We start from the raw sequence: 25,184 nt of genomic DNA, 5'->3' as shown, positions 1-25,184 counted from the left end.
GAGATATACATAAAGGAGAGGATAAAATGAATAATCACGAAATCGACTACAAACTGCATGGCGATGATATGCAATTTGTAGAAGTGGAACTTGATCCACAAGAAACGGTTATCGCAGAAGCAGGTAGCCTCATGATGATGGAAGATCAAATACGAATGGAAACCATCTTTGGAGATGGCTCAAAAAATCAAGGCGGATTTATGGAAAAACTGCTTGGTGCAGGAAAACGTGTATTAACTGGAGAAAGTTTATTTATGACTACCTTCACCAATGAAGGAACGGGAAAGAAGCATGTTTCCTTTGCCTCACCTTATCCAGGAAAAATCATTCCAATGGATTTAAGTGAAATAAACGGTAAACTGATTTGTCAAAAAGATGCCTTTCTTGCCGCAGCTAAAGGAGTTGCAGTAGGTGTTGAATTTCAACGTAAAATTGGTACTGGTTTCTTTGGTGGGGAGGGCTTTATCATGCAAAAATTAGAAGGCGATGGTATGGCATTTGTTCATGCTGGTGGAACCATTCACAAAAAAGAATTAGAACCAGGAGAAAAGTTACTAGTTGATACAGGATGTCTTGTTGCCATGACAGGTGATGTTGACTATAACATTGAATTTGTAAGTGGTGTAAAGACGGCACTATTTGGTGGTGAAGGCTTATTCTTCGCGACACTTCGCGGACCAGGAACTGTCTGGGTTCAGTCACTTCCATTTAGCAGATTAGCTAGCAGAGTATTTGCTGCCACTCCAGAAAATGGGGGTGAAAACAAAGGGGAAGGTAGTATCGCGGGTGGCTTATTTGATATATTAGGTGGCGACAGAAAATAACGTTCTTTTTGGTTTAATACATTTATTCCTACACAAACTACTCATGTATGACTCTAAATTAAATGAGGTGAACTATATGGGTAGAGATGAACACAACAAATCCAGAGGACGAAATCGACTAGCACAAACACCAAGAAATCAATTACGTAATAGTGATGGACATGATGTAGAATATGCAGAAGAATTTGCAGATCATGAAGATAAAGAAGCACAACAACGTGCAAATGCTGCAGATAAACGAGCAAAGCACAAGTAATTGACAGTGGAAAAGCGATCCGAATAGGTATCGCTTTTCCTAACATCATTAACTGTGTAAAATAGGTGTATACTTAATACATTAAAGTGAGGCATATTCAATGGGTAAAAAAGATGTTGAAGATTATCTTACAGAAGGGATATACGGAAAAAAAGACCCGAATCAGGCGGAACGAAAAAAATATTTAGGAACATTACGAGAGCGGATTGTCATTGCATTAACAAAGGGACAAGTGATGAGTGATAAAGGACTAAGGGCTTTAGAAGAAACGATGCGTAACAACCGTGATACAGAGCTTATAATTAATGGTAAAGTTGCTCACCGTTTTTTAAAAGAAGAAAAAGCCTTAGCTTCTAAATATGACATCCCTTATACAACCATTACAGATGAGAAAGCCAATACGGATATTGGTGCTGTCTTAACCTATGATCATGCGATTGACAAAGAAAATATTTTCCTTGAAGAAACAACGGATGAAACGGAATCAACAGATGACGACAGTTCCGTATTTGCTAAAATAAAACGATGGTTTACGTAAAAAATTGGTTAAGTAGCGCAAGAGTCGTACGTGACCAATTTTGCACGTCCTTTTAAAAAATTCACTTTTTCTCGGGCAGTGCATTACTGACACAGCTTTCCTTATCCTATACGCGTAAGTAAAACGAAGTCATTTGCCATAAAGGATTAGCGGCAAGCCAAGTTTTCTAATCGAGGGTGACCAAGGCTTCAGCACTTTTCTAGAAGCCCTATTCTTTTTTTGGTACATAGTCTTTTCTTACTGTTTTTAAAAATGATGTGCACATTAATAATATTACAATCGAAAAAGGTAGAGCCGCAATAATGAGAACGTTTTGCAACCCTTGTGTTCCCATAAAGACACGACAATTGCCACAAGAGCTGATTGAGTAAGCCCCCATACAATTTTAGCCGAATTCGCTGGGTTCAATAGTCCAGAAGTGCTTAACATCCCTAGCGTCCCATCCCCATACCTGCACTAAATAACATCACAAACCATGTAGGTAAATTAAATTCAGGCTTATCTGTATCCTTACCGAGCTCAATCTTACCGTAGCGGGAAAATACTAAATATATACAAAAAAACAACATTAACATGGACTATTAATAGGGTTTCCTTTCCTCCCCCACTGATTGTTAGTTGAACGAATCGGACATTTACGGGCAGTTTGATCCCCCACTTATCTTTCTTGGATCTCCTAAGAAATCTTGATGTGGGGGTCTTACTGCCCGTTACATGCGGGATAAATAGTACCATCCAAAATTTACTGAAATAAATTGAGTTATTTTTGCTGTTATGGATTCTAAATTATTTGGAGAAATAATCTTGAGCTTTGGTACCCAGTTTTACGCCTTCAAGAGGAAGGGGCAGATGTCCATTTAGTTGGAAAAGAAGCAAACAAAAAATACATTGGAAAGTATGGCGTTCCCCCTGAATCTGCTTATACATTTACTGATTGCCAAGCAGAGGACTATGACGTGATTCTTGTCCCTGAAGGCAGTAATGCGGACAATTTTGTACTTACCTTTCAAAAAAACATACATTTGCTTTTATTTCTTCAGGGTGATCTTGTCTGTATAGACTTTACACAGCGTGAGCGTTTTTCTATAATAGTAATAATCATCTAAATATTCAGGAGGGAATATAATGAGTCAAATTAAGGAAGGTTCTTTATTATGGCAACCTGATGAAAAGCGGATAGAACAATCTAATCTCTATCATTACATGCAATGGCTCAAACAAGAAAAGCAACTTTTATTTAACGATTATCATTCCCTTTGGAAATGGTCTGTTAACGAGTTAGAAGCCTTTTGGGAGTCGCTATGGGGTTATTTTAATATTCAAGCAAACACCCCCTATAAAACCGTACTAACCAAACATCAGATGCCTGGTGTGAAGTGGTTTCCTGAAGCAACAATCAATTATACAGAACACATCTTTCGGAATCGTGACGAAAATAAGGTTGCCGTAATCCATGCATCCGAATCACGTGAAAAACAAGAAGTAACATGGAAACAGCTTTATCAAGATACAGCTAGTTTCCAACAAACACTCCAGAACCTTGGTGTTGAAAAGGGAGACCGTGTTGTCGCGTATACTGCAAATATTTACGAATCGGTTGTAGCCTTTCTTGCCACAGCTAGCCTAGGAGCAATCTGGTCAAGTGCATCACCAGATTTTGGAACGCAAAGTGTTATTGATCGATTTAAGCAAATTAAGCCAAAAGTAATGATAACAGTCGATGGCTACCATTATGCAGGAAAGACGTTTGACCGATTAAATGTGATTAAACAGATCCAAGCTGAACTCCCATCATTAGAAGCTACTATTGTTGTACCTTTTCTCCATCAAAATCCTTCCGTTCACGGATTAAAGAATGTTACAACATGGAATGATGCCATTACAGCCGAAAGTCAACAAGTTCTTACATATGAACATGTACCATTCAATGATCCACTTTGGGTATTATTTTCCTCAGGAACAACTGGTAAACCGAAGCCAATTGTACATAGTCAAGGCGGAATATTACTTGAACATCTTAAGGCGTTAACCTTCCATGCTGATTTAGGAAGCGAAGATCGTTTCTTTTGGTTTACGACGACTGGATGGATGATGTGGAATTTCCTTGTAAGTGGATTACTCACTGGAAGTACGATTATGTTGTATGATGGGAACCCAGCATACCCAGATAATAAAATGCTATGGAAATTTGCTCAAGATACGAAAATGACCGTTTTTGGCACTAGTGCTAGTTACCTAACAGCAAGTATGAAAGATGAACTAAAGCCTGGTGAGACATTTGATTTAAGTGCATTAAAAAATATTAGTTCTACAGGATCACCTCTCCCACCAGAAGGATTTCAATGGTGTTACGACAATGTAAAAAGCGATTTGTGGATTGCCTCGGTTAGTGGTGGGACAGATGTTTGTACAGCCTTTGTATTAGGGGCACCCATTTTGCCAGTTTATGCAGGGGAATTGCAATGTCGTGGCCTTGGAGCAAAAATAGAATGCTTTAATGACGAAGGAGAAGCCCAAATTGAAGAAGTAGGGGAACTTGTTTTAACAAAACCTTTCCCTTCTATGCCAATTTATTTTTGGAATGACGAAGATGGCTCTCGTTTAAAGAATAGCTATTTTGATGTCTTCCCTGGGATTTGGCGCCATGGAGATTATGTAAAGATAACGGATCATGGATCATGTGTTATTTACGGACGTTCAGATGCAACCATTAATCGTGGTGGTGTACGGATAGGAACAAGTGAAATCTATCGTGCTGTAGACCAAATAAAAGAAATAGCCGATAGCTTAATAGTTGATATCCCATTAGGTAAAGGGGAATCCTTTGTTCCACTATTTGTGTTGATGAAAGAAGGACAAATATTAACACCACAACTGGAAGAGGCCATCAAAAAACAAATTCGCACACAATGTTCGCCACGACACGTCCCAACGGCAATTGTGGAAGTACCAGATATACCAAAAACATTAAATGGGAAAAAACTAGAAGTTCCAGTCAAGAAATTACTAATGGGAAAACCGGTTGAAGAAGTCGTTAATAAAGGGTCCTTAAGTAATGCGAATGCCCTAGATTTCTATGAACAATATGCTAGAGAGACAATTAAACTGAGCACATAACTTGGCAAATGATAGTCGAGCTCGTGTTTCTGAGACCAATTTAGCTTGAAATCATGTTAGAAACTTGGGACGTAAAAATTGTAGCTACACCGAATCCGCTTCTTGTCTAAAATTTTATGCTTTCCTAACGTGAAAAAAAGAACAGAGAGTGCTTGTCTGTTACCAATTTTGTTGGAAATAGTACGAAAAGGCAATTGAGCTTGCTTCTTTGTTACCTTTCTTGCTGGAATTGCACAAATAGGGCATTGAGCACGCTTCTCTGTTACCTTTCTTGCTGGAATTTGTACAAAAAGGGGAATGAGCATCCTTATCAGTGACAATCCAAGCATTAAAACTTGCTAAGTGGTAACTGAGCACAGTATCTATTATCACTTGATATAACGAAAAAATGCACACGTTACATAATTTCATTTATGAAATAACGTGTGCATTTTATTTATAAATCCTTAACGCAAATGATCATTGAATAGAATCTAGTTATTCTTCTATATATACTTCTTTTAATTGCAATAATTGAGTTGGAAGCTGTGATAATCCTTTTACTTCATCACGTACTCCTAATAGATATTCTTGGTGATGAATAAAGATCATTGGAGCTAATTCCGCAATACGTTCCTGTGCTTGACTATAGAATTCTTGGCGTTCTTCCTGATCTGATGTTTGACGTGCATTTGCTAAATAAGAATCAAGATCCTCATCTGCAGTAAACGTACGATTCCCTGCTGAACCTAGATTATCCGAATGGAATAGTGGATACAAACTATTATCTGCATCACCAGTAACATTTGTCCAACCAAATACCATCATCTCATGTTCTCCTTGAGCGGTTTGGTCTAACATAGCACCCCATTCTAATACTTCTATTTCTAATTCGACTCCAATTTCAGCAAGTTGTTCTTGTACATTTGTTGCAGTATCAATTCGTTCTCGGTTATCGTTTGTCCAAATTGTAGCAGTAAAACCATCCTCAAATCCTGCTTCTGCTAACAATTCTTTCGCTTTTTCCACATCGTACTCTAAACCATTTAACTCTTCGTCATAACCAAATACACCAGGGGCTACTGGTCCTTTTGCTGGGATCCCGATTCCGTCGTAAATCCCATTAATAATTTCCTCTTTGTTAATTGCCATGGAAATAGCTTGGCGTACACGTTGATCATTAAACGGCTCTTTATCGCTATTAAATCCAATATATGATAAGGAAGAACTTGATTGTCTTGTTACAGACATACCATCTTCGGCTTCAATTTGCTCTAAATCAGATGGGCTTAATGGATTCGTTATGTGAGAGTCACCAGTTCTTAATTCAGCAATTCGTGTTAAATCCTCTGGAACTACTTTGAATGTAACAGAATCTAGTAATGCATTTTCTCCCCAGTAATCTTCATTTCGAACTAATTTAATAGATTGACCTGATTGCCATTCTTCAAATTTAAATGGCCCTGTTCCTTGTGGGTTTTCATTAATTACACTTCCTGGTTCTTCTCCTTCTTCCATTGCAGCATAATCTGCCTCAATTTGTTCTTTTGAAACAATTAACCCACCTGGATGTGCAAGGTGTGCTGGAAGTGGTGCAAATGGAAATTCTGTTTCAAAGTGAACGGTATAGTCGTCTACTACCTCTACGTTTGTGATCATATCGTACATAAATGCAACTGGAGATGCTAATTCTGGATCTAAAATACGATCTATATTCGCTTTAACAACTTCTGCATTAAATTCGGACCCATCATGAAATGTTACACCTTCACGTAATTTGAATTCCCATGTTTTATCATCAACTTGTTCCCAACTTTCAGCAAGGCCTGGTTGATTTTCCATATTCTCATCTTGTACGACTAACGTTTCAAAAATATTAATCGTTACATCAGCAGATGGTGTATCATTTGAGCTCGGTGGATCAAGTGAAACAGCATCAGACAAATTAGCTATTACTAAATCGCCACCTTTTCCTTCACTTGACCCTTCACTATCATCAGATGAACTTTCATTTTCGTTCGGTTCACTTGCACATGCAACAAGTACCATACTAATTAATACGAGTAAAACAATTGTGAAAAAACCTTTCTTTATTGATTGCATAACTGTCAAATCTCCTTTTTCTAGTTGATATTATTAAAATGCAAAGCTTGTATTTTCATCAATACGTAACACAAATGCTTTCAGTAAATCCCTAGTTGCTAGTAAATCTTGTTTATTCACTACTTCAACTGGTGAGTGAGAATAACGAGAAGGGATTGATAAAACACCTGTTGGTATGCCACTATTTGCTGGCGCAACAGCTGCACCATCTGTTCCAATACCAGGGAAAATTTCCATTTGGTATGTTATACTTTCTTCGTCTGCGATTTTACGTAGCGTATCTTTTATTGTTTTTTGGACAATTAAGCTAAAGTCCATTACCTTAATACCAGTTCCTGCGCCTAGAAGTAAGCTGTGATCTTTCCCTTCTTCAGGTGTATCACTTACAACAGTTGCATCCACTGCAATGGCCACATCTACCTCTTTTAAGCCATTGATTGCTGTTTGTGCACCACGCAAACCTACTTCCTCTTGAACAGCAAAAAGAAAAATAAGTTCACCTGCAAACGATGTATCTTGAACCTCATTTAACACAGACAATAAAACAGCACATCCAGCTCGATCATCCAATGCTTTACCAACAAACACTTCATTGTCTTCTCGTCCTATTTTCTTCGTTTCAGTCGCCCATGTTACAGGTGTGCCAACATCCACCCCTAACGCTAGTGCATCTTCTTTAGAAGTAGCTCCAATATCAATATACAATTGCGTATGAGGACGGACCTTTTTAGGATCATCAAATTTCACAAAGTGTGCTGAAATGGTACCAATCACACCATTGATCTCTCCATTTGATCCAAGTACTTTTACTTCTTGAGCTAACAATGTACGATCATCATTACCGCCAAGCTTTTCAAATCGCAACAAACCATTGTCCTCAATTTTCTTCACAATAAATCCAACTTCATCCATATGTGCGGTTAATAATGTTACTGGACCTGGCTTGTCCCCTTTTTTTCGGGCAATAACATTTCCAACCGCATCTACTTTCACATCATCGACTTTACCTTTTACATAATCTTCTATGAAGTAGGTGACATTATGTTCATACCCACATGGGCCATTCAATTCTGTTAATTGTTTCACTAATGAATCCATTACAACCTCTCCTCTCTACTTACATCCTGATACAACCATCATCAGGAATAAATTTTTAAACATACACTCCTAAATTATACCTTGGGAATAAAAAGGTATCTTTTTAAGGTGTTAAATTATTATATCCGAGACGAATATAGGAATCAACTATTTTTTTGAAAAATATAAGTATTGTTGGTGTTTGTTTAAGTACCTCAAGATTATCCAGTGTTACCTTAGGATCAAACGATCTAGCTCGTTAATATCCCTTCTTTCCAATTCAAAATATGTAAGCTTTACCTGCGTTGACATTTAACCCCCTTCAATACGTTTGGAAAATCTAAAAATAAAAAACCCCTTCTTGAAATTAAGAAGAGGTTTATAAACAAAAGTCATTCGCTCTTCTTATCTTCAAGCATTACGCTTCTGGAATTGGCACAGTACTATTTCAGTCTGTTGCCGAGGCTTCAAAGGGCCAGTCCCTCCACCTCTCTAGATAAGAAAGAAAATCTATTTAATTGAATATCAAAACTATACATCTATTAAATCATAATGTCAAGAAGAAAATAAAAATTTAAAAGAGTAGTAAGGCTTACCTTCTTAGAAAACTTGGCATTCGCCAAGGCATTAATGGTGAATGCCTTAGTTGCACTTATGCAGTGGGAAAGTTTTTATACTTTCCTAGCTGCCAAAAACGAACACACGCTAAAGGACGTGCGAATGCGAGTTTTTCTAACACGTTAGGAAAGCATAAAATTTTAGCTAAGAAGTGGACTCGACGTGGCTAAAATTTTAATGTCCCAAGTATAAGAAAAACTAACCCATTCGCTAAGGACGAGCGAATGCGAGTTTTTCTAATGATGAAACAGGGCATATTTCCAATCCAAGTGTCCTTGTTCCTCCTCTAAGTAATGCTTTATTTTTGTAGTTGTTTTTGAGTAATTGGCATTAACAAGCTCACCCCTACATAAGCGATAAAGGAGAATACAACTGGTAAAACTACTGAATGTAAACCAAGCGGCTGTGGAAAAAATGAATCGGAAAGAATATAGAGTCCAACCCCCACAATCATGGACGCAATTGCACCATTTTTATTCCCTTTTTTCCAATATAGCCCCATAATAATTGGCCAAATAAAGGCTGCTTCTAATCCACCAAACGCAAATAGATTTAACCATATGATAAGATCTGGCGGATTTAACGCTAAGACAAAAACAATAATTCCTAAAACAGCAGTAATGGTAATACTTAATCGTTTCACTCGCTCATAGGATGCTTTTGGTTCAATGTAATTTAAATACACATCTTTTACAATAGTAGAGCTAACTAATAAAAGTAATGAGTCGACCGTAGACATAATTGCCGCCATTGGTGCAGCTAATACTATGCCAGCAAGCCATGCCGGCATCACTTCTAACGCAATAAGGGGCATGACGGTATCCGCTATTTCAATACCAGGTAAAATAGGACGTGCAAACACCCCAATTAAGTGCATATTTAGCATAATAAACCCTACAACGATCGTTCCAATAATCAAGGCACGATGCATGGATCGCGAATTTTTGTAAGACATCGCACGAACAGCTACTTGTGGTAGTGCAATGACTCCGACACCAACCAAAATCCAGAAAGAGGATACGTATGTAGCTGTCAATGTCCCATCAGCACCATATGGGGTTACTAAATTAGGATTCTCCGCGGTAAGGTCACTAATAATATTGGGGATCCCTCCACCAGCAATAATCGTGGCAATTAGTAAAATTAAGGTCCCAATAAACATGACACTACCTTGAATGGCGTCCGTTAAGGCAACTGCACGAAAGCCACCAATTGTCACATAAATAAGCACGGATAAGGCAAAAATAAATAGTGCACTAGTATAATTTAAACCAGTCAACGATTCTATTAATCTAGCACCACCTATCCATTGTGCCGCCATTGCAGAAAATAAAAAGATAATAATGCTAATGGACGAAATTAGTACGACCCACTTAGATTGATAACGTTCTTTTAGAAAGTCCACCATCGTAACCGCTTGATATCGTCGCGTTACAATTGCGAACTTCTTACCTAGAACCATTAACACAAAATAACCTGTTGCCACTTGTGTCATCGATAGTAGTACCCAGCCAAGTCCCTCATTATAAGCAGCTCCAGGTCCACCTATAAAACTACTAGCACTTCCATAAGTTGCGGTCATCGTCATTGCTAAGATAAATCCACCTAAACTTCGACCACCTAAAAAATATTCATTTAAAAATGTTTTAGGTGTTTGAACATATTTCCCTGCCCAAATACCAACACCAAAAATAAGAATTAAAAACAGTATCAACGGAATTAGCGCTTCTATATTCATTGGCTCTCCTCTTCTTCATCAAAAGGTATCTCCACAAAAAACTTTTTCACAACGATAGCTACTAAAATAGACATGATGATAAAACCAAGCACACAGCTATAAAAAAACCATGCTGGTAAACCAAAAACATACGTGTATTCTGATGGGTCTTTTCCACCTAACCCATATGCAAATGCAAACCACCAAATAAAGTTAAATAGGACCAGTCCTACACCGATAAGTGCCTCCCGATTCACAATTTTACGATGATGGTCCTTCATTTCCATTGCATCTTTTCTCATACCGATCCCCCTTTGATCGTATAGCAAATTTTACTACTTTAAATATAGCGTATCAATGTTATTATGTAAATATAGGAAAATTTGCGACTTTGATTCATCATTTGTTAGATGAATTTTTCTACTTGATCGTGCTACAAAATAATATTATAATATAACATGTTTGATGGGGCATTAGCTCAGCTGGGAGAGCGCTTCGCTGGCAGCGAAGAGGTCATCGGTTCGAGCCCGATATGCTCCACTTTTAAAAAACCAATCCATTTGGCCAAGCCAGATGGGTTGGTTTTTTTGATTGGAGTCTATTAAACTAACTAAGCGGATCCTGATTCCGCTATTGTATAAAATTATCCCACTTTTAAGGCGTTATGGAATCCTCGTTCCACTATAGGTAGTAAATCTATTAAATTCTGGTCGATATTTAGCAAATAGCGGAACCTCGATTCATCAATCCCCTTTATATATTACTTTTTCTAGAAATAACGGAATCACGATTCATCTATAAAACTAACATCGTTCCTTATTTCACTAATTTCTAAGCTTATACGACCGTATTCGTTCTTTACCGCTTGCAACAACAAGTATCTGTTGTTCTAACAGTTTACGGAGGATTCTTCGAGCATGTCGGTCACTAATATTCAGATGTTTTGCGAGTTCAAGTGGAGTAATCGGTCGGAGCATACGACGGGAGTAGCGTACAACTTCTGCTTCAAGCCACGTTAAACCTGTGGGTACATCAGTGGAAACAAACTTGCCGATAAAAGAAAGGACAAGTGTTGGCATTGTTTGGGTTCTTCTTTTACAGATAAGTAAGCAATAGGTGAAAAAGTCCAGCCATCTAATGCTAACAGTGAGTGCCGCCAGCATAAGTCTTTAAATCTTCTAACATCAAGATCTCTTGCATGTGGTCCATATCCTTGAATCTCTATTCCTCCTTTAGCACCTTCAGGCATATAAGCAAGATCAAGATAACGGTACCCATTGTTGAAATCTCGTACTTCCCATTCTGGATATAAATGCTCAAAACTTCTGATGGCAGGATACCAGATTAAACGGAGGAATTCAATAGTCCCATACCCTAATCCTTTCATCAATATTTCACGTCGCTATGGTTTTTCTCCTCAGAAATGTTTTGTTGAAGCCAGTTGTTCAATGCTTGTTCAAATGGTTCCATGATTAACACATCCTTATTAAATTTTAATGAATAGCAGCTGGATTTTTATAAAGTGGGGGAAGCACAATAGCAGAGGGGATTTTAATTATTACAATAATAGCTCAAGCGGGGGTGATTAGCAACATAATTCTGTATTCAACTTAATTGTCCTAAACTGTATCATTTCGATGAAGGTATAACGCCTCCTTCTTATCAAAGTGCTCACTGTAAATCATTTGTTTGGTCTCTTTTAATGGAAACCCCAGTTCTTTAAAAACAATATTTGCTGTAATGTCTACAAATTATCCTCAGAGTAACTCCGATAGATCGGTGCATTGATCGTATCTGGTTTTAATAAGCCAATTTGATCATAATAATGCAAGGTCCAGACACTGACACCAGAATTTCCGAAACGACCTTTACTTTCATAAGCCAGCTCCTCTTTTTTCTCAACGTTATATGAGGGTCAACTATATTCCTTAAAATTTCAGGGGATTCCAGTTTATTCCATGCATGATTCCTATCTAATTATAAAGGATAAAAATGTATAACAATAATTATGAATTGGAGGTAGTAAAAATGGAAATGAACCCAGAAGAAATTGATAATTACTTTGATCAATCCATCCTTGATTATAAGGAAGGGAGTAGTCGTTTAGAGGAACGTTTACCGAAAATCACCAAAAGCTATTTCGAGTTTACGGATGCATGTTTTGAAGAGGGAACAATGGGTCAAAAAGAAAAGCAGCTAATGGCACTAGGAATTAGTATTTATGCACAAGATGAATATTGTATTATGTATCATACAAAAGGTGCAGTAGAACATGGTGCAACTGAAGAGGAAATTGCTGAAACCATTGCTGTTAGCTCTGCATTAGGTGGAGGTGCTGCATTTTCCCAAGGAGTTACGTTAGCAATGGAAACGTTTGATCATTATCATGGGACCAAACATTAAGTACATATCTCATGTACCAAAACAGACGGAAACGATCATTTAAGGTATGGTCGTTTCCGTCTTAATCTAATCAACTTCTTTGTATACAACTTCTCGATAAGATTTAAAATCTTCCTTTTTATAAAATGCTCTCGCCACATCATTTCCAATCCAATATTCTAATTCAACCCGTTTTATACCTTGCCTTCTTGCTAAATTATAAATCGCCTTCATTAATCGCCTGCCATACCCTTGATTTTGGTTAGTTGGATTAATACTAATTTGATGCACATATAAGCACTGGTAAGCTTTTCGGAACATATCTTCTGGTTGATTGATTCGTTCAACCCACGCATACCCTTTTGTTTCCCCCTGATCCTCTAGCAATAGAAAATAATGATTTGGAAAAGTGACAACTGTTTTAAAAAAATCCTTCATTGAACCTTCTTCATATTCCTTAAAATAATTCGGGTATAAAGAAACATGTAAATCATGTACATGCTTATTTAATAAAGCAATCTTTTCATAATCCTTCGTTTTTTTTATCTCCATCATGATTCTCCTCTACAACCTAACTACTATCTAGTATAAGTGTAGATACCATAAACTGTTCATTTTAGAAAAACTCGCATTCGCTCGTCCTTTAGCGAACGTGTTCGTTTTTCTTATACTTGGGACATTAAAATTTTAGCAACGTCGAGTCTTCTTCCTAGCCAAAATTTTATACTTTCCTAACGTGTAAAAAGGCTGTTTTATGGGATCTTGTTTTATCCCCGAAAAACAGCCTTTTCTCCTTATCGTTTATTTCTTATCAACTTTGCGCATTAACTCCCGCTGCCAGATTAGTCCTTGCTCTAAGGCCATTTTTCGAGCAATTTTTGGTGCTTGCCATAAAGGTGGCAATAATAACAAGGACACTGGAACAGCTGTAATAACAATCGAGTTTTGTATAGATGAAATACTGTCTTCCCCGATTGACAAGATCATAACAGTCGTTAAACCGAAAATAATCGCCCAGAAAACACGTAACCAGCGTTTTGGCGTGTCATTTCCTGTTAAGGTTGCTGCTACGGTATAAGACATTGTATCAACTGTTGTCGCAACAAAGATAACGGAAACAATCAAGAATCCTAAACCAATCCATAAACCTAGTGGCAACTGATCTGTTATGGCCATAACCGCTGCTGGCATACCACCTTCATTCAATGCATTCGATACGGAACCTGGATTTTCTCTTTCAAAAAACACACCAGATCCACCCACGATAGAGAACCAGAAATTATTGACTAATGGTGCGACAATGGAAACAGCAATAATTAATTCACGAATGGTCCGACCACGGGAGATTCGACTAATAAACACAATTAACATTGGTGCGTAGCCAATAAACCATCCCCAAAAGAAGATTGTCCAAGCACCTAGCCAAGCATGATCTCCACGGAACAAGGTCATTGCCCAAAAGTTTTGGAGATGGGATCCTGTACCCCCAACAAATGCATCAATGATAAAGAAAGTTGGTCCGATAATTAAAATAACTATTGCTAAGAAAATAGTAAAACCAACATTATAGCGACTTAAAGTAAGAATTCCGCGATCAATCCCTGTAGCAGCTGAAATTGCGGCAATCGTGGCTAGACCAAGTACGACGATGATACTTACCGTTAAAGTATTTGGAACATCAAATAGATGATTAAGTCCATAGGATATTTGCAACCCTAAAAACCCTAGTGGTCCCAAGGTACCGGCAACCGTAGCAATTATTGAAAAAACGTCCGCGGATGTACCAATTGCATTTTTATGATAAATTTTCTCCCCAAAGATAGGATATAATAATCCTCTTGGACGTAATGGAAATCCTTTATTATAGTGTACGTACATCATCACAATGGATGCTAATGTTCCTAGAATCGCCCAAGCCAAGAAACCCCAGTGCATAAATGCATGCGCAAATGCACCATACATATCATTAAATTCTCCACCACCTAGTAATGGAGGGGTAGTCATATAGTGGTACATAGGCTCAGAAGCTGCCCAGAAAACACCACCACTCGCTAGTAGTGTAACCAGAATCATGGCTACCCAACGAAAATAGCTATATTTTGGTTTATCTTGCTTACCTAAACGTACTTTTCCGTACTTTGAAATGGCTAATCCAATCCCGACAAAGAAGTTCCCTAGCAATAATACCTGCCAGTATGCTCCAAAAAATTCTGCAGAGTAATCAAATAATGTTGTAATCGCATTACCTACCATGTCACTATTAAAGAATGATAGTAAGATAAATAAAATTAAAAAACCACCACTTATTAAAAATACAGGCCAGTCTAATGGAACCTTTTTTTTTGATTTCACACTTTTCCTCCTATTTTTTGAAACGAAGATCTGACTACATCCAAAGACCCTCGAATTTTCATTGTTAATACTATTTTTATCAAATTTCTCCCTAAAACTAGCACCAACAACTTACTTCAATTTTTTGAATATAATTACATAGTTTTTGATTATAGGGCTTAAATTGTTTATCGTCAACTATTTTTATCCATCCATTTCCTATTTTCATCCCTTCCTCTCTATAGGTTTCACTTTTAATATATATTACATGGCCAAGACTGTATGACCAACAATTTCTATCTATCCCCATTTTTAGATACTAAAAAAGCACGACTAATCATTTCTAATCGTGCTTCATTTTCAATATTTTATTCATTTAATATACTATCTACTGTACTTTCTACTTCCTGTCGTGACATTTTTTCTTTTCCATTTCGCATTGCTTTTAAGGTTTTATGGGCAAGTGCAAGTGGTATTTTACAAAACAGGAGGATATTGCGATTATCAATACTTTTCATATACTCATCCGCTAAACTTAAATTTTTCGTAGCATAAGCAAAAACATCATCTCTTGTCCAACCATCAGGAATAAATTGAACACCACGCTCATCATCTTCATGTTGGTTTCGTAAAATATTTACTGCTTGCAAACCTCGTCCATAACCAATTGCAAGCTCACGATCTGTTTCTGTGCCATCATACCAGTTCCAAATGTCTGAGAGCATAACACCAACTAAACCAGCAACATAATACGTGTAATCATCAAGGTCTTCTTTTGTTTGAATATGCCAATCTTTTTCGACCCAATCCGCCATTCCTTTTGCCATGATACTTGTTGATTCTTTTACCTTATCGACAATTTCAGTTGGACAAACCTTAATCCAATCCCCTAGGCGTAATGTAACTTCAGGTAAATCATCTTGATAAGGTTTGACGAGTCGTTGATAAGCTTCTTCGTCGAAGTTATTAGCCAAAAGGTTGCTAGTTTCTCGTAATAAGTAGGATTTTGTTTCTTTATTTAAAGTTTCATGGTCTTCCATTTCGTCTATTGCACGCATGCATAAATAAGCAGATCCAACCGTATCTTTTAACGTTGGTTTTAACAGTTTGATCGGTATGTAAAACGTCCTACTCGTTAGCTTAAGCATCCGCATTGCGTCTTTTTGCAATTTTGCTGCTTCACTCAATGTAAGATCCTCCTTCATGGAACATGAGGTACCTTTAGTATACCAAATAATGTGGCAAATTTATATGAATTTTGCTTAATCCCAGATCAGACTTTCTGGGATTAAGCTTTTTCTAGAATTATCTGTTATCTTCTTGTAAATAATCCAATACCGACGAAATAAAAACCTTCCCAATATTAAGCATAGAACGTTCATCTACATCGAACTTTGGATGATGACACCAGCAATAACAAGCTTGACCCCTGTTACGCTTCGGCCAGCAATCCTTTCGTCAATGTTCATCGATGTCATGCTCCCATTGATTACTTTTATTGCCCGCACCTCTACCTCAACGATCTGATAAGGTCTCTTAAGAATTTATGCATGAATTACATAGGATGATCAAGTTTAATTTAAGTGTATATTATTGGTAAAAATATGTGACTCTCATAAATTTTTAGCAATAGACAAATACTAACAGAAAACAATAGGAAAGGATTATGGCTAACATATGGAACATATTAAAGCTATCGGAATTAAATTTGTTATTATCGCCTTTACGGTTTATGCAATTTTTGGTGTATTTCATCAAGCTAATTTAATCAATTTACTTTGGATTAGTGTTCTTACCACCATTATTGCTTATGCAATAGGTGATTTACTTATTTTACGAATGTTTGGAAATGTTGTTGCTTCTTTTGCCGACTTCGGCTTAACATTTGTTTCCCTATGGGTATTAGGAAATATGTTTATTTGGGGAAATATACCAATTATTACATTATCCCTTATCTCTGCTTTTTTAATCGCATGTAGTGAGCCATTTGTACATGGTTTTGTCGTCAATAAAATTACAGGAACACGTCATGATAATCGCACCTTAAACCAATTACAAACTGAGTTTGCTGAAGAAACAGACCCTAAATCTGAAATTGACCAGCATCGAAAAGGATAAATCCATCATAGCTGACCTTTAGGAATATTGGTCAGCTTTTTTCTTAGTCCATACCAACTTTTGAACTTCTACGTTCTAATAAAACAACATCCCGCCACACACCATTAAGCTTTCCGATACGCTTTCTTATTCCAACCTCTTCAAACCCAAACTTTTTATGTAAAGTGAGGCTAGCGGTATTTTCGGGGAAAATTCCAGCTTGTAAGGTCCAAAAGCCACTTGCCTCACTTTCCTTAATTAAGATTTCCATCAGCTTACGCCCAATTCCTTTTCCAGCACTATGTTGACTAATATATATACTAACCTCGGCAACCCCTTGATAGGCCCTTTTTGTAGAATATGGACTTAACGCGATCCAGCCAATAACACGGTCATCTTCGCGAACAACAAATCTACATGATGCAATATGTTGTGCATTCCACTCTTCCCAAGTAGGTGCTACGGTATCAAATGTTGCATTCCCTGTCTGGATTCCTTCCTCATAAATAGCTTGGACAGCAGGCCAATCGCTTTTCGTCATTTCATCCATTACGATATATTTTTCCATGTCATCACCTTTTATATCTTTATTAATCCCTTTATTATCATAATCATAGTGACGAATATTTACAAATGGAGCGTATTGCCAAACGAAATAGTAAATCACCATTGTATCCCAACAATGGTGATTTGTTTTTTCTTTTAATCATTTTCCGATGGCTGTTGATGCAATGGTGGAGCAATAAGCCATCCTTTTTCCTTATTTAGCCGAAGAATTTTTGCTCCTAATGTTGCCTTTTTTGTATGAATTTCTCCAAACATCGTTGCGATATCTTCTCGGATAGACTCTCCCATTATCTTACTGCATGCTACTAACCCAGCAGCATTATCTTTTGCTACCATTGCTGCAATTTCTTTGTCTTGAAACCTAGCACCAACTGGAACATCATCTAGTTGTGCTTCTGGCCGTTCGGGTGGGGCTGGTGGAAGTCCTACACCATTTTCTTTTAATAATGCTTCCACTTTTGTAATTGCATCCTGGCAATCATCAATTGCTTCTTTTATGATTTTTTTCAAATCACCATCACCAGTATGATTATAAAGTGTTTGATAGCCAGCCACTAACGATTGAGAACTCATTAAGAATGTCCATGTTCCAAATACCTCACCATAATGCATTGGTTCTTCTTTTGGATTTCCTCCTAATATACCCATTAGCTTTACCTCCATGAATTTAATTTAGGCTCTTTTCGCATACTTTGTTGTTTTCTACGTCGCATAATCTATATAATGCGCAGTAGTTATGATCATCCTCTTTATAGGATGAGTGCTAAACCAACCCTGAGGGAAAACAGCCTTGATTTATAATGTAAACAACATGTTTATCCATATCTTGCTCCTACTTCCTTTTTCTATTCACCATTTACATTTCAAAGTTGACAAATATAGCGACTGCCATTATCCTCACAATCAACTTACTGATATTAAAAGGAGATACATACGATGAAAATATATGTGGATGCAGACGCAAGCCCCGTAAAAGATATCGTTATTTCTGTTGCAAAGAAAGCTCATATCCCTGTTGTGTTAGTGAAAAGCTTTAGTCACTTTTCCCATGATGAACCTAAAGAGGGAGTGGAAACGATTTATGTTGATACCGGTTCTGATGCGGCAGACTATCGTATCATGAAACTCGCGCAAAAGCATGATATTATTATTACACAGGATTATGGTTTGGCTTCCCTTGGATTAGGAAAAGGGTGCATCATTTTACATCATAAAGGGTTCCAGTATACGAATGAAAATATTGACCAATTGCTACAGGCACGCCATCTAAGTGCCAAGGCTAGAAGAAGTGGGCAAAAAACAAAGGGACCAAAACCATTCACTGATGAAGATAAAACAAAATTTGAAACGTTACTGAAACAAACAATCAAATCAATCAGGGAAAGTTGAGGACATAAAATAGCACGAGATCGGAAATTTTCGAAAGAGACACTTTATCAAACAACAAAAAAAAACTCTACTCCAACACGGATATGAGGGATTTACATTTCGTTCCGTTCCAGAACAACTGGACATTGCAAGGGGAACATTATATAAATACTATGGAAATAAAGAAGCTTTAATAACGGAATATATGGTATATGAAATGGAGAAATTCCTATTAACATTACAACAGTTCAAAGCATATGACAGTTTTTTGCGTCAATTGATTTTCTAATACATATTATTTTTCAAGATAATGAGGTTTATAACATACCGAAAATCGCCTTTAAAATTCCTGAAACCAATGAAGCAGTTAAAACTAATTTAGAACAATTGGAACAACTGCATCATGATATGTACCGTTTTTTACAAAGCTTTGTTGACCTCGGAAGAAAAGAGAAGCGATTAGATCCTTCTATCCCAGACACCTTAATCTTAGGTTTTATTTTCCAAACAATTGATATTCCTAACCATTCAGACATTCCTCAACCCGAGTGGTTGTCTTATATCAAACACATCCTACAGAATGGATTATTTGTTAACAAAAGCTAGAAGCGCCATGATCACCCCCGATTAGAAAACTAGGCTTTTCGCCGAGTTCTTATGGCAAAAGCCTTAGTTGCACTTATGCAGTAAGAACGTTTTGTTTCTTATCTGGCAAGCATAAGTCAAGCCTCGTCGTGGCGCTTTTTGCCACAACTTTTGATGGCTTTTCTTTCTGAATCGGTCATTGAGAAACGTGCTCTATGACCTTTTTCTATTTTGCTTTCTGATTCTGGCACTGAGAAGCTTCCTCTGTTACCTTTTTACAACTTTGCATGCCGAATCAGTCACAGAGAGGCGTGATCTGTTACCCTTCTACCACATTATGTGCTAATTCGGTCACTGACAAGCGCGCGCTACTATCTTTTCACGTCTTTCTTTGCTGATTCAGGCATTGACAAGCGTGTTCCCTATACAACATACCCTGCTGATTCGGTCACTAAAGCGTACTTATGACCTTTTCTCAACAATCACGACTTTTAAATAATTCCCCTGAGGAAAAGATGGATGAACTGTGAAATCTTCTGGTAATGAGAATTCCTCTATTACCTTATAAGAACTACCCATTTCCTCAAAGGCCTTCTTAATAAACCCTTTGAATTTTTTCATACCAAACGACGCATTATTGGTTGAAGCAATAATCAGCCCGTTTTTCTCCGTGATCTGAATCGCATCTTTCAGTAAATCCGGATAATCTTTCGCAGTACTAAAGGTACGTTTTTTGGAACGTGCAAAACTCGGCGGGTCTAAAATAACGAGATCATAGGTCAAATTTTTCCGTTTCGCATATTTAAAGTAATCAAAGACATCCATTACAATAATGTCCTGTTGTTCGAAATCGATCCCATTCACACTGAATTGTTCTATTGTTTTTCCTTTACTCCGTTTTGCGAGATCAACGTTAGTTGTTTTCACTGAACCACCTAATGCAGCTGCAACAGAAAAGGCTCCTGTATAAGAAAATGTATTTAATGCATTTTTGTCAATGGCATAACGATCGCGAATCGCTTTCCGCACATCTCGTTGATCAAGAAAAATCCCAACCATGGCACCATCGTTTAGATAAACGGCATACTGCATACCATTTTCCTTCACAATAGTCGGAAATTCACCGCGTTCCCCTTTTACAAAATCATCATCATCAATATAGTGACCTTTTGTATCAAAACGTTTCTTTTCATAAATTGCTTTATAATCTGCTATGTTATCTAGAGCACGGATCACAAATTCCTTAAACGCATATATCCCTGCACTATACCAATTAATCACATAATAACCTGCATAATAATCAATTGTTAAGCCACCTATTCCATCTCCTTCACCATTAAATATGCGGAAGGCGGTTGTTTCCGTATCATTATAAAAGGATTGCCTCTTATTCATTGCCTCTACCATTTTATGTTCAAAGAAAGACTCGTCAATCTTTTGTTTTTTGTCCGTTGTAAGAATCCACCCAATTCCTTTATTCTGCCTTCCATAATACCCCTTTGCTATAAATTTTCCACTATGATCATGGAGATGTATAATACTTCCTTCCCCTTGCAAAACTCCTGCATCCATAATCGTATCTTTATTAATAAGGGGAAATCCTTTTTGATATTGCTGAACAAATTTCTTTTTCGCATGTATATTAACTATATTTGTCATCGTGTCATCCTATCTACATTTTTTACCATTTCTTAAAAGATTCTATTTGTAAGCATAATATAGGGGAGATTGTCCAAGCAAATATGAAAAAAGCTGACCAGTAATCCCCTGACCAGCTCTCTCCTATTTCTTTATCCTTTTACGCGTTGTGCAATATCAACGGTTCGTTTCGCTTGATGTTTAACCGCAGCTTCTACATCTTCAACCATCTTATTATCTTGGTCAACTGATACACTAGTTCCATATGGGTTTCCTCCTGCTCCAAATAATACAGGATCGGTATATCCAGGGGTAGCTATAATGGCACCCCAGTGCATCATAGAAGTATATAGAGCAAGGAGTGTCGCCTCTTGACCACCATGTGGGTTTTGTGCTGATGTCATACCACTTACTACTTTATTTACCGTTTTCCCATTAGCCCATAGTCCACCTTGTGTGTCTAAAAATTGCTTCATTTGTGCTGGTAAATTGCCAAATCTTGTTGGTACACTAAAAATAATAGCATCTGCCCATTCAATATCATCTGAGGTTGCCTCTGGTACATCCTTTGTTGCTTCATAATGGTCTTTCCAAGCAGGATTAGATGCAATTGCCTCTTCAGGTGCAAGTTCTGGAACTTTCACAACCTTTACTTCTGCTCCAGCGTCCTTAGCGCCTGCTTCAGCCCACTGTGCTAACTGATAATTGGTTCCTGTTGAACTATAATAAATAACTGCTAGATTTACTTTTGCCAAATGTATCATCTCCTTTTATGTAAGTATATAAACAGTAATAATTAGGATTTCCAAATACCGGAAATATATTCAAAAAGCAGCTCTATAAATTAAAGATCTTCGGCATAAAGACCTAACTTTTTCAACTGTGTAATCATTGTTTCCTTCTCAGTTGTTGATAATCCCTCAAATATGTTGTGCACCGCTTCCCTATGTTTCGGAAAGATCTCCTCCATTAACTCACGGCCTTTATCTGTTAATACAGCATGTGTTATGCGGCGATCTGTTGGACAAGGTCTACGCTCTAAATACTTTTTCTCTTCTAGTTTGTCAACGACATAGGTAATACTACTACTAGCCAGCAATACTTTATCCCCAATTTTTTGAATCGGTTGATCGCCTTTATGAAATAACAATTCTAGTACACCAAACTCGGTCGTATTTAGTCCGTAGCTTCTAATATCTGCTTCCACTTGTTTTTTTATGGATTGTAATGCACGCGTTAATACAACAAATAACTTTAACGACAAATTTTCTTGTTCCCTCTTTTCAGCCATCTTTATCATTCCTTTAAAAAATCTCGAATTCGAAATAATTATATACTAATTTACATAGAAACGTCAATCATGTAAATGCAAACCACTTCAACCATTTACATGATTGACAAAGATTATATTCTACGCACATTTTCGATAATGAATCGACTCTTTGGAATAGACGGCATCCGTACCATACTGAATTCTAAGTTTTGGTCAGGGACAGAATATGCAAGTTTTTTGGCCATTATATCTAAACTTGTTTTCATGACCTCAATGGTTACCCATTCTCCAGCACAACGATGGCCCATATGATAATCTCCTCCACCTTGTGGAATGAAATCAAATGGACTTCCTTCCCAATTATAGAAGCGTTCAGGGTAGAACCTATCTGGGTTATCCCAGAGTTCTGGATCATGATTGGTTCCATAAATATCTAATAACACCATCGTCCCTTGTTTAAAGGCATGTCCATTCCATGTGAAGTCTTTTTTGACACGTGCACCAAGAAACGGACCAAATGGATAATAGCGGCGAACCTCTTGGACAAACATTTGGCTGTAGGTTCCATCATCCTCTTGTAACTTTTCTTTTGTTTCTGGATAATCATGTAACGCTAATGCACCAAATGTAATATACCGGCCAATCGCTACAATTGGTCGTATAATATTAATTAACTCAACAGCTGCCATATTTGTACTTAACAAATTTCCATTTAAATCACGGTGCCAACTAAATGCATGTAACGGTGTATCTTCTGGTGGCTTTAAATTGCCGTTTCGTACTTGGTCTATCACATTCATAATCCATGCCTCAATTCTTGGTCTTGCTATTCTTCCATGCCAATGTCTAGGACCAACTGCACCAAATGCATCAATCAACGCACCTAAGTCACTTGCTCTTGCTGTTAATTCACTTGCACGTAACGGAACACCAGCCCATTGGCACGCTATACGTGTCATCATTTCTTCAGTCTCCGTAAACAATTCGATACGACCATCCATATTCTCCCATTTATCAATTGCAATATCCCATTGTTGTTCGGTAATCTCTTTTAGCAATTGAATACGTTCTGGTGTCATTAGGGACATAAATAACTTTTTTCGATGCTGATGTGCTTTTCCATCCATCGTTTGAACGGCATTCACTCCAAATAAGGATTTCTGAATCCGTGGAGGTGCGGCCCCTTTTCGTTGAAACCGTTCATTATCGTAAAAAATTTCAGCCGCTTCTTTTCCCTGGATACAAATCGCCTTTTGTCCACCCAAAATATGTGTTTCAAAGATTTTCGTATTATATTTGCGACACCGATTTGGAATATAATGATACCCCTCCATCAATAATTGCAAACTATTATCGGTGCCATGGTCTACTGGAATTTGGTAATTTGATGTCATTTTTACACCTTCTTTTAAAAGTTGTCTATTGTTAGTATCTCGTGCATAACAAAATTTATTTGTAATTTATTGATGGCATAGACATAAAATGCAATCGCGATAATGGATTCACCCGTCATTATTTGTTAACATCACGATAATAGTGAAAACTTTTTATCGGAAAGGATGATAAACGTGAAAATCGTCTCAATCGAGCCTACACCCAGTCCTCATTCCATGAAGATCAATGTAGACGAAAGTTTGCCTGATGGACAAACAGAAAATTATAAACAAGATGATGATTTGGATAGTGCCCCTGATTATATTCTTAGTTTATTTAACATTAATGGTGTAAAAGGGTTATATCGTGTGATTGACTTTATTGCACTAGAGCGAAACCCACGTGTCCCATGGGAGGAAATTCTTCCAGAAGTACGTCAGGTACTAGGGTCTTCTGAAAACCTTACAGAAATTGATAATAACGGTATAGAATCGAATGTAGATGACTCATTTGGCGAAATTAAAGTTTTTATTCAAATGTTTCGGGACATCCCTGTACAAGTAAAATTACAAGAAGGGGATGATGAACAACGATTTGGTCTTCCAGAACGGTTCATGAATGCGACCTTAAAAGCCTCCGAAGCATCGAGTAATATGCTAATGGAACGAAAATGGGTGGAACAAAATCCACGTTACGGAGATATTGATGAAATCGGAAAAGAAGTAGTCGAAGAACTGGAAGCAAGCTATGATGAAAAGAGAATTGATACGCTTGTTCAAATGGCACTCGAAAATGAAAACCAAGAAGACATGAGGCCATCACGAGAACAGGTTACATTAGACATGCTTGACAGTCCGAGTTGGAAAGAGCGCTATGCTGCACTTGACCGAATGGAACCTACTTTAGAAGATCTTCCCATTTTAAATAAAGCATTAGATGATAGTAAAGCATCGATTAGACGCCTTGCAACTGCCTATCTAGGGATGATTGAAGAACCAGAAGTATTGCCTTATTTATATAAAGCATTAAAAGATAAAGCTGTGAATGTTCGGCGCACGGCTGGTGATTGCCTATCAGATCTTGGCTTTAAAGAAGCAATCCCAGAAATGATCCATGCATTACAAGACCCTAATCGACTGGTGCGCTGGCGAGCTGCCATGTTTTTATATGAAGTAGGGGATGATACTGCCATTCCAGCGCTGCAGCAATCAGCAGATGATCCAGAATTTGAAGTTCGCATGCAAGTAAAGATGGCATTAGCGCGAATTGAGGGCGGTGAGGAAGCAAAAGGTTCGATTTGGCATCAAATGACGGAGGCAGCGAAAAAAAGGTAACTTTCT

General features: G+C 37.5%; 24 protein-coding genes, 1 tRNA gene, 3 pseudogenes and 2 riboswitches. Of the genes and pseudogenes, 11 read left to right on the top strand and 17 right to left on the bottom strand.

The features are described 5' to 3' along the window. Nucleotides 1–26 precede the first annotated feature (26 nt). The 3 genes from GHC26_RS11830 to GHC26_RS11820 all read left to right on the top strand — a co-directional run bounded on the left by GHC26_RS11830 (nt 27) and on the right by GHC26_RS11820 (nt 1,618). Entirely contained in the window at nt 27–824 is a 798-nt protein-coding gene (locus GHC26_RS11830; protein ID WP_163971473.1) for a TIGR00266 family protein, read from the top strand. A 76-nt stretch (nt 825–900) separates the two neighbouring features. Further along, complete coding sequence (locus tag GHC26_RS11825) at nt 901–1,080, top strand: YfhD family protein (protein ID WP_163971472.1); 180 nt, start codon at nt 901–903, stop codon at nt 1,078–1,080. Nucleotides 1,081–1,180: 100 nt separating this feature from the next. Further along, on the top strand, nt 1,181–1,618 hold the full coding sequence (locus GHC26_RS11820; RefSeq protein WP_163971471.1) for a YueI family protein: 438 nt from the start codon (nt 1,181–1,183) through the stop codon (nt 1,616–1,618). 208 nt (nt 1,619–1,826) lie between these two features. On the opposite strand, the gene GHC26_RS15960 is transcribed toward GHC26_RS11820, so the two are convergent. Then, nucleotides 1,827–1,952, bottom strand: a complete 126-nt coding sequence (locus GHC26_RS15960) for a BCCT family transporter (RefSeq protein ID WP_226376930.1) — start codon at nt 1,950–1,952, stop codon at nt 1,827–1,829. A 103-nt stretch (nt 1,953–2,055) separates the two neighbouring features. Next, a pseudogene (locus tag GHC26_RS11810) lies at nt 2,056–2,184 on the bottom strand (BCCT family transporter); the annotation flags it as partial. 219 nt (nt 2,185–2,403) lie between these two features. Here GHC26_RS11810 and GHC26_RS15955 point away from each other — a divergent pair. Both GHC26_RS15955 and GHC26_RS11800 read left to right on the top strand, forming a co-directional pair. Continuing rightward, nucleotides 2,404–2,607 (top strand): annotated as a pseudogene (locus GHC26_RS15955) (DJ-1/PfpI family protein); the annotation flags it as partial. Between the two features lie 136 nt (nt 2,608–2,743). After that, nucleotides 2,744–4,735 carry an acetoacetate--CoA ligase gene (locus GHC26_RS11800; protein WP_163971469.1) on the top strand — a complete coding sequence of 664 codons (1,992 nt, stop codon included), beginning with the start codon at nt 2,744–2,746 and terminating at the stop codon, nt 4,733–4,735. Between the two features lie 477 nt (nt 4,736–5,212). Here GHC26_RS11800 and GHC26_RS11795 read toward each other — a convergent pair whose 3' ends face one another. The 4 genes from GHC26_RS11795 to GHC26_RS11780 form a co-directional block, all read right to left on the bottom strand. Then, complete coding sequence (locus GHC26_RS11795; RefSeq protein WP_163971468.1) at nt 5,213–6,817, bottom strand: glutathione ABC transporter substrate-binding protein; 1,605 nt, start codon at nt 6,815–6,817, stop codon at nt 5,213–5,215. Nucleotides 6,818–6,850: 33 nt separating this feature from the next. Beyond that, nucleotides 6,851–7,915 (bottom strand): M42 family metallopeptidase, encoded by a 1,065-nt coding sequence (locus tag GHC26_RS11790; RefSeq protein WP_163971467.1) that lies wholly within the window; start codon nt 7,913–7,915, stop codon nt 6,851–6,853. A 381-nt stretch (nt 7,916–8,296) separates the two neighbouring features. After that, nucleotides 8,297–8,397, bottom strand: a riboswitch (SAM riboswitch). Between the two features lie 413 nt (nt 8,398–8,810). After that, the gene (gene panF / locus GHC26_RS11785) at nt 8,811–10,250 is read right to left on the bottom strand and encodes a sodium/pantothenate symporter (protein ID WP_163971466.1); all 1,440 of its coding nucleotides are present in this window, start codon (nt 10,248–10,250) and stop codon (nt 8,811–8,813) included. Beyond that, complete coding sequence (locus GHC26_RS11780; RefSeq protein ID WP_226376927.1) at nt 10,247–10,531, bottom strand: YhdT family protein; 285 nt, start codon at nt 10,529–10,531, stop codon at nt 10,247–10,249. The genes panF and GHC26_RS11780 overlap by 4 nt, the downstream gene beginning before the upstream one ends. Before the next feature lie 165 nt (nt 10,532–10,696). Here GHC26_RS11780 and GHC26_RS11775 point away from each other — a divergent pair. Continuing rightward, nucleotides 10,697–10,769: transfer RNA gene (locus GHC26_RS11775), tRNA-Ala, on the top strand. A gap of 284 nt (nt 10,770–11,053) precedes the next feature. On the opposite strand, the pseudogene GHC26_RS11770 reads toward GHC26_RS11775, so the two are convergent. After that, nucleotides 11,054–11,699, bottom strand: a pseudogene (locus GHC26_RS11770) (transcriptional regulator). Nucleotides 11,700–11,973: 274 nt separating this feature from the next. Then, a complete protein-coding gene (locus tag GHC26_RS16230; RefSeq protein ID WP_404821792.1) occupies nt 11,974–12,060 on the bottom strand; it encodes a MerR family transcriptional regulator in 87 nt (28 codons plus the stop codon). A 197-nt stretch (nt 12,061–12,257) separates the two neighbouring features. On the opposite strand from GHC26_RS16230, the gene GHC26_RS11765 reads away from it, so the two are divergent. Beyond that, nucleotides 12,258–12,632 carry a carboxymuconolactone decarboxylase family protein gene (locus GHC26_RS11765; RefSeq protein WP_163971465.1) on the top strand — a complete coding sequence of 125 codons (375 nt, stop codon included), beginning with the start codon at nt 12,258–12,260 and terminating at the stop codon, nt 12,630–12,632. Nucleotides 12,633–12,698: 66 nt separating this feature from the next. Here the strand turns inward: GHC26_RS11765 and GHC26_RS11760 are convergent, their stop codons facing one another. The 3 genes from GHC26_RS11760 to GHC26_RS11750 form a co-directional block, all read right to left on the bottom strand. Beyond that, nucleotides 12,699–13,163 carry a GNAT family N-acetyltransferase gene (locus GHC26_RS11760; protein ID WP_163971464.1) on the bottom strand — a complete coding sequence of 155 codons (465 nt, stop codon included), beginning with the start codon at nt 13,161–13,163 and terminating at the stop codon, nt 12,699–12,701. A gap of 249 nt (nt 13,164–13,412) precedes the next feature. Continuing rightward, nucleotides 13,413–14,963: a BCCT family transporter gene (locus GHC26_RS11755; RefSeq protein ID WP_163971463.1), complete on the bottom strand. Its 1,551-nt coding sequence runs from the start codon at nt 14,961–14,963 to the stop codon at nt 13,413–13,415. A 347-nt stretch (nt 14,964–15,310) separates the two neighbouring features. Next, complete coding sequence (locus tag GHC26_RS11750; RefSeq protein ID WP_163971462.1) at nt 15,311–16,129, bottom strand: squalene/phytoene synthase family protein; 819 nt, start codon at nt 16,127–16,129, stop codon at nt 15,311–15,313. Nucleotides 16,130–16,304: 175 nt separating this feature from the next. After that, nucleotides 16,305–16,463, bottom strand: a riboswitch (Lysine riboswitch). A 156-nt stretch (nt 16,464–16,619) separates the two neighbouring features. Between GHC26_RS11750 and GHC26_RS11745 the strand changes: the two genes are divergently transcribed. Beyond that, on the top strand, nt 16,620–17,060 hold the full coding sequence (locus tag GHC26_RS11745; protein WP_163971461.1) for a YndM family protein: 441 nt from the start codon (nt 16,620–16,622) through the stop codon (nt 17,058–17,060). 43 nt (nt 17,061–17,103) lie between these two features. Here GHC26_RS11745 and GHC26_RS11740 read toward each other — a convergent pair whose 3' ends face one another. Both GHC26_RS11740 and GHC26_RS11735 read right to left on the bottom strand, forming a co-directional pair. Next, nucleotides 17,104–17,709 (bottom strand): GNAT family N-acetyltransferase, encoded by a 606-nt coding sequence (locus GHC26_RS11740; RefSeq protein WP_318937004.1) that lies wholly within the window; start codon nt 17,707–17,709, stop codon nt 17,104–17,106. A 32-nt stretch (nt 17,710–17,741) separates the two neighbouring features. Continuing rightward, nucleotides 17,742–18,254 carry a DUF3231 family protein gene (locus GHC26_RS11735; RefSeq protein ID WP_163971460.1) on the bottom strand — a complete coding sequence of 171 codons (513 nt, stop codon included), beginning with the start codon at nt 18,252–18,254 and terminating at the stop codon, nt 17,742–17,744. A 288-nt stretch (nt 18,255–18,542) separates the two neighbouring features. On the opposite strand from GHC26_RS11735, the gene GHC26_RS11730 reads away from it, so the two are divergent. Further along, nucleotides 18,543–18,995: a YaiI/YqxD family protein gene (locus GHC26_RS11730; RefSeq protein ID WP_163971459.1), complete on the top strand. Its 453-nt coding sequence runs from the start codon at nt 18,543–18,545 to the stop codon at nt 18,993–18,995. A gap of 19 nt (nt 18,996–19,014) precedes the next feature. Further along, nucleotides 19,015–19,263 (top strand): TetR/AcrR family transcriptional regulator, encoded by a 249-nt coding sequence (locus GHC26_RS16225; RefSeq protein WP_163971507.1) that lies wholly within the window; start codon nt 19,015–19,017, stop codon nt 19,261–19,263. 758 nt (nt 19,264–20,021) lie between these two features. On the opposite strand, the gene GHC26_RS11720 is transcribed toward GHC26_RS16225, so the two are convergent. The 4 genes from GHC26_RS11720 to GHC26_RS11705 form a co-directional block, all read right to left on the bottom strand. Continuing rightward, on the bottom strand, nt 20,022–21,218 hold the full coding sequence (locus GHC26_RS11720; protein ID WP_163971458.1) for a class I SAM-dependent rRNA methyltransferase: 1,197 nt from the start codon (nt 21,216–21,218) through the stop codon (nt 20,022–20,024). A 131-nt stretch (nt 21,219–21,349) separates the two neighbouring features. After that, nucleotides 21,350–21,952 carry an NAD(P)H:quinone oxidoreductase gene (wrbA, locus tag GHC26_RS11715; RefSeq protein WP_163971457.1) on the bottom strand — a complete coding sequence of 201 codons (603 nt, stop codon included), beginning with the start codon at nt 21,950–21,952 and terminating at the stop codon, nt 21,350–21,352. 89 nt (nt 21,953–22,041) lie between these two features. Next, entirely contained in the window at nt 22,042–22,488 is a 447-nt protein-coding gene (locus tag GHC26_RS11710) for a MarR family winged helix-turn-helix transcriptional regulator (RefSeq protein ID WP_163971456.1), read from the bottom strand. Nucleotides 22,489–22,601: 113 nt separating this feature from the next. Beyond that, a complete protein-coding gene (locus GHC26_RS11705; RefSeq protein WP_163971455.1) occupies nt 22,602–23,864 on the bottom strand; it encodes a cytochrome P450 in 1,263 nt (420 codons plus the stop codon). A gap of 174 nt (nt 23,865–24,038) precedes the next feature. Between GHC26_RS11705 and GHC26_RS11700 the strand changes: the two genes are divergently transcribed. After that, complete coding sequence (locus GHC26_RS11700) at nt 24,039–25,178, top strand: conserved virulence factor C family protein (protein WP_163971454.1); 1,140 nt, start codon at nt 24,039–24,041, stop codon at nt 25,176–25,178. Nucleotides 25,179–25,184 lie beyond the last annotated feature (6 nt).

It is taken from the genome of Oceanobacillus halotolerans, from assembly GCF_010993955.1.
Lineage (GTDB): Bacteria > Bacillota > Bacilli > Bacillales > Amphibacillaceae > Oceanibacillus_A > Oceanibacillus_A halotolerans.
The sequence above is the reverse complement of the archived record's forward strand: the minus strand, read 5'-3'. Positions and strand labels throughout refer to the sequence as shown.